This is a genomic window from Clostridium sp., from assembly GCF_040797585.1.
GTDB lineage: Bacteria > Bacillota > Clostridia > Clostridiales > Clostridiaceae > Clostridium_Z.
In genome coordinates this window covers 1-17,332 of the sequence record NZ_JBFNEO010000036.1, presented here as the reverse complement: position 1 = coordinate 17,332, position 17,332 = coordinate 1, and the positions used below count along the sequence as shown (strand labels likewise).

The 17,332-nt window shown below is 30.0% G+C and carries 16 protein-coding genes and 1 riboswitch; of the genes, 8 read left to right on the top strand and 8 right to left on the bottom strand.

All coding sequences use genetic code 11. From position 1 onward, the window contains the following. Positions 1-16: 16 nt before the first annotated feature. Both AB2369_RS04100 and AB2369_RS04095 read left to right on the top strand, forming a co-directional pair. Positions 17-622: a DUF1836 domain-containing protein gene (locus tag AB2369_RS04100; protein ID WP_367665206.1), complete on the top strand. Its 606-nt coding sequence runs from the start codon at positions 17-19 to the stop codon at positions 620-622. A 120-nt stretch (positions 623-742) separates the two neighbouring features. Further along, positions 743-886, top strand: a complete 144-nt coding sequence (locus AB2369_RS04095; protein WP_367665205.1) for a YvrJ family protein — start codon at positions 743-745, stop codon at positions 884-886. Between the two features lie 848 nt (positions 887-1,734). Here the strand turns inward: AB2369_RS04095 and hflX are convergent. Further along, positions 1,735-3,516 (bottom strand): GTPase HflX, encoded by a 1,782-nt coding sequence (gene hflX, locus AB2369_RS04090; protein ID WP_367665204.1) that lies wholly within the window; start codon positions 3,514-3,516, stop codon positions 1,735-1,737. Positions 3,517-3,632: 116 nt separating this feature from the next. Here hflX and hpt point away from each other — a divergent pair, with 116 nt between their 5' ends. Beyond that, positions 3,633-4,160, top strand: coding sequence for a hypoxanthine phosphoribosyltransferase (gene hpt, locus AB2369_RS04085; RefSeq protein ID WP_367665203.1), 528 nt, complete (start codon positions 3,633-3,635; stop codon positions 4,158-4,160). 39 nt (positions 4,161-4,199) lie between these two features. Here hpt and yunB read toward each other — a convergent pair whose 3' ends face one another. Beyond that, positions 4,200-4,856, bottom strand: coding sequence for a sporulation protein YunB (gene yunB, locus AB2369_RS04080; RefSeq protein WP_367665202.1), 657 nt, complete (start codon positions 4,854-4,856; stop codon positions 4,200-4,202). A 120-nt stretch (positions 4,857-4,976) separates the two neighbouring features. Here yunB and AB2369_RS04075 point away from each other — a divergent pair, with 120 nt between their 5' ends. From AB2369_RS04075 to AB2369_RS04055, 5 genes are all read left to right on the top strand, one after another. Further along, on the top strand, positions 4,977-7,436 hold the full coding sequence (locus AB2369_RS04075; RefSeq protein ID WP_367665201.1) for a transglycosylase domain-containing protein: 2,460 nt from the start codon (positions 4,977-4,979) through the stop codon (positions 7,434-7,436). A gap of 335 nt (positions 7,437-7,771) precedes the next feature. Further along, positions 7,772-8,569, top strand: coding sequence for a pyruvate, water dikinase regulatory protein (locus tag AB2369_RS04070; protein WP_367665200.1), 798 nt, complete (start codon positions 7,772-7,774; stop codon positions 8,567-8,569). Positions 8,570-8,887: 318 nt separating this feature from the next. Continuing rightward, on the top strand, positions 8,888-9,169 hold the full coding sequence (locus tag AB2369_RS04065) for a hypothetical protein (protein WP_367665199.1): 282 nt from the start codon (positions 8,888-8,890) through the stop codon (positions 9,167-9,169). Between the two features lie 277 nt (positions 9,170-9,446). Then, on the top strand, positions 9,447-10,508 hold the full coding sequence (locus AB2369_RS04060) for a reductive dehalogenase domain-containing protein (RefSeq protein ID WP_367665198.1): 1,062 nt from the start codon (positions 9,447-9,449) through the stop codon (positions 10,506-10,508). A gap of 89 nt (positions 10,509-10,597) precedes the next feature. Beyond that, positions 10,598-11,410 (top strand): DUF368 domain-containing protein, encoded by an 813-nt coding sequence (locus AB2369_RS04055; RefSeq protein WP_367665197.1) that lies wholly within the window; start codon positions 10,598-10,600, stop codon positions 11,408-11,410. A gap of 207 nt (positions 11,411-11,617) precedes the next feature. On the opposite strand, the gene AB2369_RS04050 is transcribed toward AB2369_RS04055, so the two are convergent. The 6 genes from AB2369_RS04050 to AB2369_RS04025 form a co-directional block, all read right to left on the bottom strand. Then, positions 11,618-11,839 carry a hypothetical protein gene (locus AB2369_RS04050; RefSeq protein WP_367665196.1) on the bottom strand — a complete coding sequence of 74 codons (222 nt, stop codon included), beginning with the start codon at positions 11,837-11,839 and terminating at the stop codon, positions 11,618-11,620. A gap of 28 nt (positions 11,840-11,867) precedes the next feature. After that, the gene (locus AB2369_RS04045) at positions 11,868-12,653 is read right to left on the bottom strand and encodes an ABC transporter ATP-binding protein (RefSeq protein WP_367665195.1); all 786 of its coding nucleotides are present in this window, start codon (positions 12,651-12,653) and stop codon (positions 11,868-11,870) included. A 1-nt stretch (position 12,654) separates the two neighbouring features. After that, the gene (locus AB2369_RS04040) at positions 12,655-13,704 is read right to left on the bottom strand and encodes a FecCD family ABC transporter permease (protein ID WP_367665194.1); all 1,050 of its coding nucleotides are present in this window, start codon (positions 13,702-13,704) and stop codon (positions 12,655-12,657) included. Positions 13,705-13,880: 176 nt separating this feature from the next. Next, complete coding sequence (locus AB2369_RS04035; RefSeq protein ID WP_367665193.1) at positions 13,881-14,813, bottom strand: ABC transporter substrate-binding protein; 933 nt, start codon at positions 14,811-14,813, stop codon at positions 13,881-13,883. Between the two features lie 144 nt (positions 14,814-14,957). Continuing rightward, a riboswitch (cobalamin riboswitch) is annotated at positions 14,958-15,138 on the bottom strand. A 390-nt stretch (positions 15,139-15,528) separates the two neighbouring features. Continuing rightward, positions 15,529-16,542, bottom strand: a complete 1,014-nt coding sequence (locus AB2369_RS04030; protein ID WP_367665192.1) for a pyruvate kinase — start codon at positions 16,540-16,542, stop codon at positions 15,529-15,531. A gap of 189 nt (positions 16,543-16,731) precedes the next feature. Then, positions 16,732-17,332, bottom strand: a 601-nt coding sequence (locus AB2369_RS04025; RefSeq protein WP_367665191.1) for an ABC transporter substrate-binding protein, incomplete at its 5' end; no start/stop codon positions are given.

Sequence of the window (17,332 nt, the reverse complement as noted above, 5' to 3'; positions counted from 1 at the left end):
TCTAGGAGGTGAAAATATGGAGAGCAAAATGAATTTTAATATGGATCATGTAATGGAACTAGCAGAAGAGATGTCTAAAAATAACATGGTAGATTATGAAGACTTACCTAAGTATGATTTGTTTTTATCTCAGGTTATAGATTATCTTAATGATAAATTCACAGAAGAGAAATATACTAATAATATAGTACAAAACTACATTAAAAGTGACGTAATATCCAAGCCAGAGGACGGTAAGAAGAGAGGGTATACAAAAATTCACTTGGTACAGCTTGTATTACTAAGTTATATGAGACCTCTACTTACAGCAGAAGAGATTAAAAAGGTATTTAGATTAGCATTTAATGATATAAATAATAGAGAAGATGATATATTATCATGGGAAGAGGCTTATAGAATTTTCTCAGGAACTCAAAAGGAAAGCCTTAACTCTTTCTTAGACACTCCTTTATTTGATGATAGTAAGTTAGATAACATTATAGAAAGCTTGGAACTTGAAGAGAAGGATAAGGTAAGAATAAAAACTTTTATAATAGTTATGTCTTTAATAGCTCAGGCTAGTGTTATTAAAAAGCTTGTTCAAAAGATTGTAAATGAGTATCACGAAGAGTTTGAGGAATAGAAAAGTATTTAGATAGAAAATAAACACAGTAATAATAATGATTTTGAATTTGAAAATTAAGGGTTTAAAATAATAAATTTAACACTTATTTGTATATCTTCTCTATAAGGGGTGAGATATATGGATGGATTTATTAACTTAATAGCTAATGTAGGGTTTCCTATAGCAGTGTCTATTTATTTGCTTATAAGAATAGAAGGAAAGCTTGAGAGCCTTACACATAGTATTAATGAATTAACCAGTACCATAGGTAAGTGTAAGTAGCAAAAAGATGTCTCTTTAATGGAGACATCTTTTTCTTTAAGACAACAATTTGAGATTTTTACATTAACATCCACTACCATTGGAAGTAGAGATAGAAAAGGTACTTCCAAAGAGACCTTTTTTGAAGTTAATTTTAACATCTGTAAGCATAAAGGCAAATTCCTTATCTGCTACAAATTTTATTCCGTTTGATTCAATAATTTCGTCATTTTGTTTTTGTTCATCCAGAACAAGTCCAAGGGTTGGGCCGCCTCAGCCAAAGCCTTTTATAACTATTCTAGCTGCATTTTTCTTTTTATCCTCCATAGATTTTTTCAACGCATCTATGGTAGATTCATTTATAGAAATATTCATCATAGGTATCTTCCTCCTATTACCCCTTAGGGGTATCTTTTAACATTATTATATTCCTCTATAATAAATTTGTCAATTATAGTTTTAGCTAATAGTATACATATATTCATTATATTTAAATGATAAATTTTGGCATTAAATCTTATTTTATATATTATTCTAAAGCATTGAGAATAGATAAGTAAAACTTATGGAGAAAATAAATTTCTATAAAAATTAATAGGTTTATACTGTATAAATTTACTTAGTTTTTTCTAATTAAGTTAATGGAGTGAAATTATTAGATTTTATATAATTAATTTTTATAATTTAAAATCAGTATAGGGTTTTTAGCCTAAATCTTAACTTATACATGTACTTAAGTCATTTAAACCCTTGGATTTTAAGTAGTGAATAAGATAAGTTTTGAATCAAAAACCTTATATAAGCTTATAAAAATTTATAAATATTATATATGAATAAAAAAATACCTAGAATTCTCTAGGTATTTTTCCTTAAATCATAAATTCTATACATTTATTATATACTTCTTCATCTACTTGTGCCTTTATATAGGTTCCATCATCCTTATAATCTTCTAAAAGAACATTTGCATTTCTATGCATATAGGAAACTATCCCTTGATCACTATAGGGTATTAAATATTCTGCCTCTTTCAAAGTATAAGGTAGCTTATTCCCTATCTCCTCTAAAAGCTCATCTAAATTGATATTATTTCTAGCTGAAATCTCTATGGTATTATAATTTTTTAAAAATTGTTTTAAGTCTTCTAAGGTATCTTTATCTATTTTATCTATTTTATTTAAAGCTAGAATTTGAATCTTATCCTTTGCTCCCAGCTCATTTAGAACTTCTACTGCTGTCACTTGCTCTAAAGCTTCTTCTGAGGATGAATCTACTACATGAACTAAAACATCAGAGTATATAACCTCTTCTAAAGTAGACTTAAATGCTTCTACTAAATCATGAGGAAGTTTTCTTACAAATCCAACGGTATCAGTTAATGTTATTGTTCTATTGTCCTTTAGATTTATAGCTCTTGTAGTTATATCTAAAGTTGCAAATAACATATCTGCCTCAAAAACCTTTTCCTTACTAGCTAAATCTTTAGATGATGCTATATCACATAAAGCATTTCTTAAAGTTGATTTTCCCGCATTAGTATATCCAACTAAAGATACCCTTGGAATATTTTCCTTGCTTCTTTTTTCTCTTTGAACTTCTCTAGTCTTTTTTATCTTTTTAAGTTCACTGTTTAAATCATGAATTCTCTCTCTTATATGTCTTCTATCTATCTCTAGCTTTTTCTCTCCTGGTCCTTTAGTTCCTATACCTGCCCCAGTTCTTGAAAGCACTGTACCTAGCCCTAAAAGTCTTGTTTGCCTATATTTAAGCTGAGCAAGTTCTACTTGAATCTTTGCTTCCCTAGATTTTGCTCTTCTTGCGAATATTTCAAGAATCAAGGTAGTTCTATCTATAACCTTAACTCCTATAGCTTCCTCTAAGTTTCTTACTTGAGATCCTGAAAGCTCATCATCAAAAATTACTATATTAGCCCTTAGAGCCTGACATAGCATAGCTATTTCCTCTACTTTACCACTACCTATATAAAAGGCCGGATCTATTTTATGTCTACTTTGAAAAACTCTATCTAAAACTGGTATATCACAAGCTTTAGTAAGTTCCTCTAGTTCTTCTAAGCTTTCTTCATTGTCACAGCCTACTATTATAGCCTTTTCTCCATTGTCTTCTTCTATTTCATTAAATCTTATAAGCTCATCAGACTCTTTAATTCTCTCTAAAATATTTATTTTTAAAGCTTCCTCTAAACTCATAGCCCTGGTAGCTTCCGCCACAAGCAAATTATTTTGAACTCCACAGAATCCAAAAGTTATCTCCTTTAGCCTTCCTTCTTCTATACCAAGGGCAATAATTGAATCTAGCTTTAGCTTAAGTAAAGCAGTATTATCTAAAGCTGATAATCTTGAAGATCCATTAGGATGAGTGTGTACTATTCTTACCCCACTTAATTTCTTTTCTTTAATATCAAGTAATGGTACTTCAACTGTTGTACTATCTCCAACAGCTACACTTACAACCTTACCACGTCTATCTATGGCTACGCTAACCTCTCTTTGAAGCATATCTGTAACCCTTGTCATGGTATTTATTATTTCTAGCGATGTAAATACATATTTATCATTTTTTAAATCATAAAGTCCTTCTAATTCATTTAAAATACTATTTTTTATTCCTTCTATGTTACCATATATCATAATAAAATCTCCTTTCTTTATAATATAGGCTTGAAACCGTAATATACTTGACAACTTGCATATTATTTTATACCATATTTACAACAATGTAAATATGGTAGGTATGGAGGCTAGCTATGGAAGATAAAAAGGTAAATATTTTATTAAGTGAAGAAGAAATTAGCTCTAGAATTAAAGAAGTTGGTGAAGATATTTCTAAGGAATATTCAGGTAGTAGTGTTTATGTTCTTTCTCTATTAAGAGGAAGCTTTATTTTTACTGCTGATTTAGTTAGAAATTTAGACCTTAAGACTCAAATAGGATTTATGACTACTTCAAGCTATGGACATGGAGAAGAATCTACAGGAAAGGTTAAAGTAATTAACGATATTCCTGACAATATAGAAGGCTTAGATGTCCTTATAGTAGACGATATAGTAGATACTGGAATAACTATGGACTTTGTAATAAATCATGTAAAGAGTCTTGGAGCAAAATCAGTTAAGTCCTGTGTTCTTTTAGATAAACCATCAAGAAGAAAAGTTTCTTTAAAACCTGATTTTTCTTGTTTTGAAATAGACGATATTTTTGTTGTAGGCTACGGATTAAACTATGGTGATTACTATAGAAATATTCCCTATGTTTTCAACTGGGAAGATAAATAAAATACATAAAATAGATTAGGGTAGTCTTATGAGACTACCCTAATCTATTTTAAATCCTTGAGACTTATCCAATTGAAGATTTGTATTTGGTATCTTTCCTACTATAATAGTCTCGCATATAGGTATCTCATGAGCTATCTCTAAATCATTAGTTTTTAAAGGTACATTCACCTTAACCTTAGTTTTCACATTTAAGTATATCTTATGCCTAGTTTGATTAATTCCAGCACTTTCAAATTCCGAAGTGTAGGTAATTTCAATATCTCCAACTGGTTGCATCTTTATACTAATATCTGGTCCAATATTTGCAATAACGTTATTATTCAATACATATCCTAAAGGTATTTTTATTCCTACAGCTCCAATATCTCTTAAGTCCTTCTGGCTATTTAAAGCAACTTCTGTAGCCAATGTATTCATCTTTAAGGTATCTGCCCTTATCATGGTTATGTTCCCTTCATCATCCTTTTCAACTTTAATTATATCCTCATAATTAAACTTTTCTTTAAATATTTTATTTATATTATCATTAAGAATAAAAATAGCTTTAGCCCTCATCTCAGCATCTCCTATTATCATGACCCTCGGCATAACCTTCTCATCAAAAATATAAATCACCACATTGAAAATTATTACAATTAATGTTACTATAGTAAAAAAAATCACCTTCGTTCTATTTATTCTAATTCTTTTCACATAAATTCCCCCTGCAAAAATTTAATTAATCATTCTATTAATATGCTATTATATGATATAATATTTTAATATGTAATTACTTTGCTAGAATTTAAAACTAAATAAAGTTAGGAGGAAACTATGGGTAAAAGAAAAAAACAAAGTAAGAAGAAAGGATCCCCCAACAAGGTATGGAAAAAAATACTCCTTGGTTTTGTGTTTTTTACCTTACTTATTGGTATAGGCCTTGCTGGAATTTCTTTCGCTATAGTAAAAACTGCACCACCTTTAGACATAAATGCTCTTTTATCTTTAAACGAAGATTCAACCTTATATGATAGTAATGGTGAATTTATGGATTACGTTCCTACAGAGCAGAAACGTTCTATAGTATCTATAGATGATATGTCCCAATATCTTAAAGATGCCTTTGTTTCTATAGAGGATGAGAGATTTTACTCCCATAATGGTCTTGATTATAGAAGAATATTAGGGGCTGTATATATAGATGTTAAAAATAAGATAACAGGACAAATTGGATTACATGGTGCTTCTACTATAACCCAGCAGTTACTTAAAAATACATTATTAACTAATGAAGTAACCTTACAAAGAAAAATACAAGAGATGTATATGGCTTTAAAACTTGAAAAAGCCTTAACTAAAGACCAAATTCTTGAAGCTTATTTAAATACAATACACTTAGGTGGAAGAGCTAATGGAGTGGAAGCTGCTGCTAAACAGTACTTTAACAAATCAGCTAAGGACTTAGATTTAATTGAAAGTGCTTATATAGCTGGAGTTACTCAAAATCCTTCTAGATTCTATCCTTTCTCGCCTAGTGCTAAAAAGGATCCAAGTCCTTATATAAATAAGACTAAATTAGTTCTTGAAAAAATGAAAGAACTAAATAAAATTTCTGAAGAAGAATATAACAACGCCATAGCAGATATTAATGCTAATGGAATAAAATTCAATCCTCCAAAACAAGATACGGATAAATTGAATTTCGAATGGTTCTCAAGACCTGTTATGACCCAAGTAAAAAAAGACTTAAAAACTAAATATGGATATACAGATAAAGAAGTAGATAGAATGCTAAATTATGGTGGGTTAAAAATCTATACTACCATGGATAGAAACCTTCAGACCTACTCTCAAAATGAAGTTGTAAATAAAGCCTCATCTTTCACTTCAATAGGTAATGTTAAGGATGAGAAAACTAATTTAATTCAGCCTCAAATATCAGCAGTCGTTATGGACTATTCAAATGGTCAAGTTAAAACTATTATTGGAGGCCGTGGAGATCAACCTGCCTTATCCTTTAATAGAGCTGCTTCTAATAAATATTTAAAATCAGTGGGTTCTGCAATAAAGCCTTTAACTGTATATGCTCCACTGATAGACACTCAAATAGCCACTGCAGGAACTGTTTTAGAGGATTCTCCTCTTCCAGATGATAGTGTACGAAATTATGACAAAAATGATTTTAAAGGCTACTTAACCCTTAGAGAAGGACTTCAGCGTTCTCAAAATACAATTGCTGCTAAGTCTTTAAATCTTCTTGGATATGGTAACAGCCTTGATTATGGTAAAAAGTTTGGACTAATTTTCAATGAAGAATCTAGAGGTCAATCAGCTTTAGCTCTAGGAGAATTCGACAATAGATCTAATGATTTAGATGGTGGTAATCCTCTTATAGTATCTGCTGCCTATGGTACCTTTGGAAATGAGGGTAAATATACAGAGCCTATGTTATATACAGAAGTTAAGGATAGAAATGGTAATGTTATTTTGGATGGAAAACCAAAGGAAAAACAAATTGTGTCTAAAGAAGCTGCCTACATCACCTATGATATGCTTAAGGGAGTTGTAACCCCTCCTGGTACTGGTGGAAGAGCTAAATTTGGTTCTATGCCTGTAGCTGGTAAAACAGGTACTTCTTCTGATAATAAAAACCTATGGTTTGCTGGACTTACACCTTATTATTCTGCAGCTGTTTGGATTGGGGATGACTTTTCAAAGCCTGTTAAAGGTTCCAGTGGTGATGCTGCTACTATTTGGTCAAAAATAATGGCAAAAGCCCATGAGGGTCTAGCTTATAAGGATATATCAGCTCCTTCTGGTGTAGTAACCGTAGATATATGTAAGGATTCTGGAAAACTTCCTACAGATTTATGTGCTAGAGATCCACGAGGAGGAAGAGTATACTCTGAATTATTTATATCCGGAACTCAGCCAACATCTTTATGCGACGTCCATGTGGAGGCTAAGGTAAATAAATCTAATGGAAAATTAGCTACTGAAAATACACCTGCTGATTTAATAGAAAGCAGAGTTTTCATTAAGAGAAATTATGTACCTTCAGTTTATCTTCAAGATCAGCCTTATGTTCTTCCTACAGCAAAAGATGACACAACTGTAGCACCTACAGTTCCAGAAGAGAATACTACTGAAGATGAAAATAATGGTGGAGAAGAAAATCAGGAACAAGAGAATCCTAATCCAAATCCTGTTCCTCCTATAACCCCACCAACACCAACACCAAGACCACCAGACAATAATGAAGGTAATTCTTCCAGTGGTGGTAGAAGACGATAATAACTTAAAATATATGTTAATAGGAGTTATAACTAAAACCCTTAGTTATAACTCCTTATTTTTCTATAGAAAGAAAATCTTCTTTCAGCTGGTCTTCTTTTTACCATCTAAAGGTTAGATGAGTTAATCTAGGGTCGTACCAACTGTTATCCCTCACCTTTTAAGAGGATGAGGGTGTTACAAGCTAGTACCCATCAGATAAGCATACTGCAATAATATTAATAAATTAAATTTATTTTGATAAACTAAGTCTAAGGAACATAAATTACTTATGCTCTTATAAATCATTAGTAACTTGTTTTTACTTTATGATAAAATTAACTTGAGGTGATATTATGATTAATGTTTATGCTGTCTCAGACTCCATAGGCGAAACTGCAGAACTTGTAGCCCTTGCTTCTTGTAGACAATTTGAAGAGAATATTCAAGTTAAAAGAGTTCCCTATGTAAAATCCTTTGAAGATGTAGAGGAATTTATTAAATCTCTAGATGATTTTCAGAATACTGTGATTATATCTACAATTGTACTATCAGAAGTTAGAGAATTTTTAATAAATCGCTGTATTGAAAATAATATTACAATTATAAATATTTTATCTCCTATTATGAATGTAATAAGTTCTAAAATTAAAAGTGTTCCTGTATATAATCCTGGAGCAGTTTGGAAAATGGATGAAGATTATTTTAAAAGAATAGAGGCAATGGAATTTGCAATCCAATATGATGACTCTAAAGATTTAAGAGGGTTAAAAAATGCTGATATAATATTAGTTGGTCTTTCTAGAACCTCTAAAACTCCTCTAAGTCTTTATCTTGCTAATAAAGGATATAAGACTATAAATATCCCTTTAGTTCCTGAGGTTCCTGTTCCTGAAGAGTTATTTACCATAGATAAAAGGAAAATTTTTGGACTAACTATAAATCCATTAAATCTAATTAATATAAGAAAACATAGAATGGATAAATTTTCTTCTTATCATAGTTCTATCTCTTATGCAGATGAAGAGAGAATTTTAGAGGAATTTGATTATTCGGATAAGGTAATAAGAAAACTTGGTTGTAAAACCATCGACGTAACCAATAGGGCTCTCGAAGATACAGCCCTAATCATTATGAATTATATTAATCAATAAGTACTATAGTTTTTAATAATACTTTATAGATTCTTTATACATATTAACTATTAGACTAACACTAAACCCTAAGTTACTATAAAAATAGGACTATAGAAAAGGGTGATATATATGTTAGACTTTGAAAAACTTAAACTTATGGATGAAGTTACTCGTGAAAACTTTCTTAGAGAATACCTTGTAGAGTAAAAATGTAAGGATCTATATAAATATGGTCTTACCTTAAATGATAGGTTATATTACGAAAAAATAGAACCTAAATATCCAACTCAAGAATACTTTTCCTTAAAATTTGTCTCTAAAGCCACAGTCCTTGGTATGGTATTTCAAGTTTATAGGCTCTGCTTTGCTAAAACAAAATATTTTGAGAATAATTGGCATAACTTTTACCCTTGTATATATGATTTAAAGGAAGGATTTAAGGAAACTGAACTTTATAATATGGAATTTATAACTCAGCGCACTACTGGTATAACAATAGATCTTAGATATCTATCCACAATTCATGATATTGCTATATTTAGAAGCCTTTGTGCTTATTTAGAAGAAATACAAAGTAAGTTCCTTGAAATGGATGAAAACCTTTTAAAAGATGCTTAGTAGAGTTTACATTTTTTTACTTGAAACTTATTTTGTTTACTATTTAAGCTTTATAATTTTTAATAGTCTAAATATATATAAGTTGAAATTCAAGCTAAAAATTCTATATTTTAGGAGTAAACATAAACACTATGAAAACTTATCGAAAATAAATAAGTTTTTATAGTGTTTTTCTCATATATAAGTATATAATTATATTTTTGTATTTTAAGCCCTTTACAATATCTATTGTTAATAATTATAATATATAGAAAGATTACAGCCTATGGAGGTATTTATGAAGAGAATAGATGAGCGCCATACTATGTTTGCTAGAATGAATTATAAGGAAGGTACCTACCAATATAATGATTATTATAAAAATAATATGGATAAAAAAGATTTAGATGATGAAATAAGAAAAAAGCCTAATTTATGTGGTCCTGGTACCATGTCTTATGATCCCATAAATTCCCTTATGGCTGAAGCAGCTTTTATGTTTCTTCAAGACATTCATAGCTTAGCCGAAAAGCCACCTGCCGAAAATAAAACTGAAATCCCTAAGGATGTAATATCAAAGAGATTAAAAGGTCTTTCTATCCATTATGGTGCATGTCTTGCAAGTACCTTAGAAATGAAAGACTATCATTATTATTCTCACAGAGGAAGACTTAGTGAAAGTTATGGAGAAGAAGTCACCCCCCTTCATCCCTACGGCATTGTTTTCGCTGTAGAAATGGATAAGGACATGCTAAATAGAGGTCCCCAAGTATCAGAGATAATAGAAACCTCAAAGGCTTATGTAGATGTTTCTATCATTGGAATGATTTTATCCTACTACATTAGATCCTTGGGTTATGAAGCTCGTAATCATATGGATGCTAACTATTTAGTTGTGGCTCCCTTAGTTGCCTTAGATGGTGGAATTGGAGATATAGGAAGAAATGGTATTATAACCACTAGAAAGTATGGCTCTAGGGTTAGACTCGGAGTTGTAACCACCAATATGCCCCTTAATCAAGATCCTAAGGATACCTTTGGTTTAGATTATTTTTGTGACTTTTGTAGAAATTGTAGCATAGTCTGCCCTGGAAAAGCCATAGAAAAAGGTAACAAAACCTTAATTAATAATAATTTAAGGTGGCAAATTAATCAAGAAAAATGTTATGATAGATGGAGAAGTCTTGGAACTGACTGCGGTATATGTATAAGTGCATGTCCATTTTCTCAAGGGGTGGATATGGATCATATAAAAACCTTTGAAGATAATCCAGAAGAGGCTAAAAATATATTAAAAGAATTTAGAGATACTTATAAAATAAGACCTTATATAAAGGATCCGCCTTCATGGCTTAAATAATTTTTTTATTTTTACAATATATCTATTGTTTACTTTACTTATATATTATATAATTCCATAGAATTGTTATTTAAAATTAGGAGGATAAAATGAAAGGATTACATAATTTTTTAAAAGGTATGGCTATTGGACTTGCCACCTTGGTACCCGGAGTTAGTGGAGGTACTATGTCTATAGTATTAAATGTTTATGATGATTTAATACATTCTATTAGTTCATTCTTTAGTAATTGGAAGAAATCAAGTATTTTTTTATTACAAATCGGTGCTGGTGGCCTTGTCGCACTTTTATTATTTAGTAGAGTAATAGAAAGTGCTTTAGTTAAATTTCCATATATAATGAGCTTTTTATTTATTGGTATTATTTTAGGTGGAATACCAGTGTTATATAAAAAATCCACTAAGGAAAAAAGAAATAGCAAGGACTTTATCTTTTTAATCATAGGATTCATCCTTGTTATAGCTATGTCTTCAGAGCCTACTGCTGTAGCTACACTAGCTACTGGTGAAGGCTTATATAGTATGATTTTTCTTTTCTTTGCAGGAATAATTATGGCTGTAGCCCTAATACTACCTGGAATAAGCGGTTCCTTTTTACTTTTAACTTTAGGTTTATATGATACTACTTTAAGTGCTATGAATGTAGAGACATTAAATATTCCATTTTTAATTACTCTAGGCCTAGGTGTAATTGTAGGAACTTTAGGAACAACAAAAATAATTGAAAAACTACTTGAGAAATATCCAAGCAAAACCTATATGCTAATCTTAGGATTTGTTGCTGGTTCACTAATAGCAGTATTCCCTGGTATGCCAAGTGGAATTAATATACTTTATTCTCTATTAGCTTTAGTTATTGGTTTTGCTCTTATTTATGCTATAACTAAAAGAGAAATTAGTTAAATCTTTATCTGATGGCTAGGAGCTCTGTCCCCCTTCTCTTAAAAGGTGGTGTATAACAGTTGCTACGCCCTAGATTAACTTATCTAACCTTCAAATTGTGGAAATAACCCCACCTGAAGGAAGATTCCTTCTATATAAAAAGAAGATTTTATAAGGTTTCTTAATTAAATTCCTTATAAAAATCTTCTTTTTTAATACAAATTTATTTTAAGACTTGTCCTTAATTTTACCTATTATAAAGACTATAATCCCAATTATTATTATCCACTTTACAGCGAAAAACACTATATTAGCTACTGTAAAGGCTATAATTAAAGATATAACCCCTAAAAATATTATGGTTTTTATTCCCCAAGTGGCAATCTTTATAACGGAGGTTAAAGTTAAGAAAATTACTGCAGCAAGTATAAGTGATAATATTGTTATCATTAATTATATCCTCCCTTTTTTCCCTATATTATATCTTATTATAAGGTAAAATTAAAGGACTAGAATTAATAGGATTTTTCATAATATGAAATTCCATTCCATAGATTTCTCTTAATATATCCTTAGTTATAACCTCAGAAGGGTGACCTTTTTTAAACACCTCTCCCTTATTTAATAATATTATTTCATCACTATATTGAGCAGCTATATTTAAATCATGAAGAACACAAATCACAGTTTTATTAAATTTCCCTACTAACTCTTTTAATATATTCATAATTTGGATTTGATGATGTATATCTAACTGGGATATGGGCTCATCTAGAACCATTATAGGGGTTTCTTGAGTTAATGCCCTTGCTATTATAACCCTTTGTCTCTCCCCTCCACTTAACACATCTATATCTTCATTGCGAAGGTTATAAGTCCCTGTAACTTTCATAGCTCTTTCTGCTATTTCTATGTCTTCTTTACTCTCCTTCTTAAACCTACCTATATGAGGATTTCTACCCATAAGAACTATATCAAAGGCATTATAAGAGAAATTAGTATGAGTATTTTGAGGTACTGAGGATAAATTTTTAGAGAGTTCTCTTCCATTAGTTTTACTTATACTCTTTCCCTTAATGTATATATCCCCCTGCTTCACATCTAAAATCTTACATATATGTTTAAGAAGAGTAGTTTTTCCTGATCCATTAGGTCCCACTATGGTATATAACTTCTTCTCCTCAAAAACTAAATCCACATTATTTAGTATGTTCTTCTGTGAGAGGATGCAACTTAAGTTTTCTACATCTATTATTCTACTCATCTTACATCCCCTTTCTTTTATCTTTATTAAGTAAATATATAAAAAATGGTGCCCCAAATAAAGATGTAATAATCCCCACTGGAATTTCTGTAGGAGGAATTACTATTCTTGATAATGTATCACATATAACTAAAAATATTCCTCCTAAAACTGCTGAGAGTAAGGTCAAAGTTTTGTGATTAGGTCCACTTAAAATCCTTACTATGTGAGGAATTATTAGTCCCACAAAACCTACAACTCCAGTGAAAGATACACAAAATGATATCATAAGTGCAGAACATACTATAAGAATTGTTTTAACCCTTTCTGTATTAACTCCAAGGTTTACGGCACTCTCTTCTCCAATGGTAATTATATTTAAATCCTTAGAGTATATAATTATCACAGTTATCCCTATAATACCAACTATAAAAAGCATTATTACTTCCTTAATACTAGCTCCATTTAAACTTCCCATTGTCCAGAACACTATTTTCTCTACCTTATCACTATTAAGAATCATAATTAAAGATATTATGGATGACGCAAAAAAAGATACTGATATACCTGACAATAGTAAATTTACTGTGGGAACTTTTCTTCCTACCCTTGATAAGTTATATACTACAAAGGCAGTTATTAAAGAAAATATAAAAGCTATAATACTCACTAATCCCATACCAAAAATATACTTATCAAGACCAAGGATTATAGCAATACTTGCTCCAAGGGCTGCTCCTGAAGATAACCCTAAAACATAGGGATCAGCCATTGGATTTTTAAAAAGTCCTTGAAATGTTCCTCCAACTACTGAAAGGATAGAACCACACAAGGATGCCATGAGTACTCTTGGCATCCTTATGTTTAGTAGTATTATTTTTGTGGACTCTTTTATATAAGAGTCATCTATATAATTATTTATTATGGGTAGTCTGTTTAATAGTATTAAGGCCCCATCTTTTATAGATATATCACTGGCTCCTAAGGATACTGATATTATCATAGTGAGAATTAGTACTAGTATTAATAAGATAAATACTAAATTAAAATGGTCCTTAACAAAATTCTTCATTTCTTCCTCTTTCCTATGAAAATTTTCCTCTTCCTTAAAATATATATTTTTATAGAATACATATCTATAAAATCAATGTACTATATATAACATTTAATATTAAATTTTAAGGTTAAGAACATATTTTAATATTGATTCATAATTTCTTTTGTTTAACTAATTGATAATTTTTTACTCTATTTAAAAGCTTCTGGATGTATTATTTTTGCAAGCTCATATAATCCGTCAGCAAGTCTTGGTCCTTGAAGATTTAATATATTTTGATCTATTTCATAAATTTTATCTTCCTTAACTGCCTTTAAATCCTTATATCCATTTGCTTCTTTAAGGCCTTCTTTATTATTCATGCCTTCTGCTACAACCATAAGGTCTGGATTACTTTCTACTACCTTCTCAAGGCTATATTTCCATCCCTTAAGATCCTTTGCAGCATTTTCTCCTCCAGCCATCTCTATGATTTCTCCAATAAAGGTATCTCCTCCAGCAGTGAAGTCACCACCCTTACCATAACCTACTACATAGTAAGTCTTTTTCTTATCTTTTCCTTCTACTCTTTTCTTAACATCCTCTACCTTATTTTTCATACCATCTACTATTTCAGTTCCTTTATCCTTAGCATTTAGAACTGTAGATACTTTTTCTATGGTATCATAAGCTCCATCAAAGCTCTCCTCACCATATAACACTATAACTTTTATATTTAGCTCTTCTAACTTTTTAAGTACATCCTCTTTAAAGTGAGTTGAAGCTATAACCACATCCGGTTTAAGTTCCACTATCTTTTCTATGTTAGGATCTTGTAATCCTCCTATGGATTCTACTTTTTTTATAGATTCAGGATAAGTACAAAAATCTGTTCTTCCAACCAACTTGTCCTCTTTTCCAAGAGCTGCTACTATCTCTGTTATACTAGGAGCAATAGATACTATTCTCTCTGGTTCCTTATCAAGAGTAACCTCTCTGTTATAAGAATCCTTTATGGTCAATGGATATGTAACTCCCTGTTTATCCGTAGATTTTTTTTCTTCTGGGGTACTGCTACAAGCCATCATAGCAAAAGTTAAAATAAGTATTGTTAATAATCCTATAACTTTTTTAAAACCTTTCATTTCTATCTTCCTCTCTAAATTATTTTCTACTTGGAAGAAAGGGCAATAAAAAAACTCACGCCTAAGAAGGTGTGAGCTTATAATAATCCAAAATCATATTTCTATGAGAAAGACTTATAAACGCCACTTCCCTTCCCTCCGAAGGATTAGCTTATAATTTAAGGCAGGTCTCCTGACTTATGGATCACTCTCGTCTTACCTTCCCAACTTAACAGTCAGTGGTTTTTAAGACTCGTCACCATTTACAGTAGCGGGGGCTGTAGTGGAATTAAACCACTTTCCCTTTTAAGCTTCTAAAAGAAGCACCATAAATTGCTATGTTAATTTATATTCATTATATATTAACAATTTTATTTTTTCAATGGTATAAATATAAGTATTTTTATTTATACTATTAAATTTAGAATTTTAACTTTAATATATTATTAATTTAAAAATATTACTCAGTTATTTTTTATTATATTAAGAACACAAAGTATAGTTTTATATTGTTATCATATATTTTTATATTAAAGTAAGGGTAACCTGTTGAACTAGTTAGATCTTAAAGTAGCTCAATTTATGATTTTAAATTATAAATTACAAAAATTAATCAGCTAAAAGTTACTGACTTTAAAATTATAATTCAACTAACACAAGGAGCTAATAAAAGATAGTAATTTAAGTAGTGTAACATAACTAACAGAAGAATTTAATCTATTAAATACCTTCATTATTATTTCAATTTTTTGTCTAATGTATTGTTTATCATATTCTTTAAGGTTCTTATAGACTCTAAAGGATATTTCCCAACACTTACCTCTGAAGTAATCATAAATCCTGTAACCCCTTTATTAATAAAATTATATATACATTCAATTTCATTAATGGTAGGTCTTACTGAATTTTTCATACTAGATAATATATATGTAGCTATTATTATATCTTTATTATTTTTCTTACTAATACCTATTATATTATCCTCAATATATGGTATATCCTTCATATCCCTCTCTGCTACTAAATCCCCTCTTCCTATAACTATACCATCAGATACTCTTATAACTTCTTCTATATTTTTTATCCCTTCATTACATTCTATTTTGCTCCATATTAATGGTTTTTTATAAGTAATACCCTCCAAATATTCCTTAAGCTCTAAAATTATATTCTTAGAGTTAGTATAGGACATAAGAATTATTTCTGGTTCTAATTCTAAAAGCTCCTTTAGCTGAGTCTTATCCTTTAAGGTGAGTCCTATTCCCTCCCTATCCATAGAGGAAATATTTATTCCCTTCTCCCCTCTTATAATTCCACCATCTAGGCATGTGGTTTTAAAAAACTTCTCCTCTAAAAATTCTAATACCTTAAAATTCATAGTACCATCTTTCATGGATATATTATTTGTATAGTTTAACCTTTTAAAACCTCCTGGCACATATATAGGTACTAGATTATCCTTTATTTTTGCCCTTTTATAAAACTCCTCTGAACAAAAATATATAATATGATTTTTTTCTACCCTTTCACTTCCTTTATAAAGTCTAGATACCCTTAATTTACTCCCCTGTAAATCAAGAATAGTTGATATATTTTTATGATTATCCTTTATATACTTTATTTGTTCCTTTATCTTATCTACATTTCCATGAGAAAGGTTAAATCTAAACATGGAAGTTCCCTCTAATATAAACTTATCTATGTTATGATTATTATAAAGATTAGGACCTACCGTAGATATTATATACAAAAGAAAAACCCCCTTAAAAATCTCTACATTGTAGATTATTTTAAAGAGGTATAGATTATTACCAATTAATATTATTATTTTTATTTCTTCCCTGACAAATGTTGAATTTTTATACTTTAGAATCTTAAACTAGCCATAATATCTATTTTAATATTTAATTAAATTAACAAGTTAAATTAAAATCCTTTTTTATTTTAAAGCTATTTCATCAAATATAAATCTATCTAATGTACTTATCCTTAAATCTTTTAATCTATTATTATATATAAGGGCGGATTTTATATTAGCTATAAATAAAATTGGTGCATCTTCTAATATCTTCTCATTTATTTCATCATACAGCGCCATTCTTTTTTTAGGATTTACAACTTTTCTTGCTTCCTGCATAAGTTCCATTACATTTTCATTTAAATATCCTGTTTTAAAATAGCTTGTATTCATGTTAAATAAAGCTTGTACAAAGTTATCTAGTCCCCCAGTATCTGCTGCCCAATTGGCAACTATTATATCACCTTTCCTAAGTCCTTCATTAGTTAAAAGCTTTGCCTTTGGAACATAGACCTTTTCTGATTTTATTCCTACAATTTCTAAGTCTTTTATTATATTGGTAATTACGTCTTCATCACTGTCCTTATGACCTTCTGAAACTGTTATTTCAAATATATCCTTTGAAGGATTATATCCACTTTCTTTAAGTAATTCCTTAGCCTTATTTATATTATGCTCATAAATAACCTCTTCGCTTTTATACATACCTCTTGGGAATATAGACGTACATTTAGCTCCAGAC

Bases quoted from the DNA above. Each gene is read 5' to 3' on its own strand.
- AB2369_RS04100 (WP_367665206.1), top strand. From the start codon at position 17: ATGGAGAGCAAAATGAATTTTAATATGGATCATGTAATGGAACTAGCA.
- AB2369_RS04035 (WP_367665193.1), bottom strand. From the start codon at position 14,813: ATGAAAGGTTTTAAAAAAGTTATAGGATTATTAACAATACTTATTTTA.
- hpt (WP_367665203.1), top strand. From the start codon at position 3,633: ATGGAAGATAAAAAGGTAAATATTTTATTAAGTGAAGAAGAAATTAGC.
- AB2369_RS04060 (WP_367665198.1), top strand. From the start codon at position 9,447: ATGAAGAGAATAGATGAGCGCCATACTATGTTTGCTAGAATGAATTAT.
- AB2369_RS04050 (WP_367665196.1), bottom strand. From the start codon at position 11,839: ATGATAACAATATTATCACTTATACTTGCTGCAGTAATTTTCTTAACT.
- AB2369_RS04045 (WP_367665195.1), bottom strand. From the start codon at position 12,653: ATGAGTAGAATAATAGATGTAGAAAACTTAAGTTGCATCCTCTCACAG.
- AB2369_RS04040 (WP_367665194.1), bottom strand. From the start codon at position 13,704: ATGAAGAATTTTGTTAAGGACCATTTTAATTTAGTATTTATCTTATTA.
- AB2369_RS04055 (WP_367665197.1), top strand. From the start codon at position 10,598: ATGAAAGGATTACATAATTTTTTAAAAGGTATGGCTATTGGACTTGCC.
- AB2369_RS04095 (WP_367665205.1), top strand. From the start codon at position 743: ATGGATGGATTTATTAACTTAATAGCTAATGTAGGGTTTCCTATAGCA.
- AB2369_RS04070 (WP_367665200.1), top strand. From the start codon at position 7,772: ATGATTAATGTTTATGCTGTCTCAGACTCCATAGGCGAAACTGCAGAA.
- hflX (WP_367665204.1), bottom strand. From the start codon at position 3,516: ATGATATATGGTAACATAGAAGGAATAAAAAATAGTATTTTAAATGAA.
- AB2369_RS04065 (WP_367665199.1), top strand. From the start codon at position 8,888: ATGGTATTTCAAGTTTATAGGCTCTGCTTTGCTAAAACAAAATATTTT.
- AB2369_RS04075 (WP_367665201.1), top strand. From the start codon at position 4,977: ATGGGTAAAAGAAAAAAACAAAGTAAGAAGAAAGGATCCCCCAACAAG.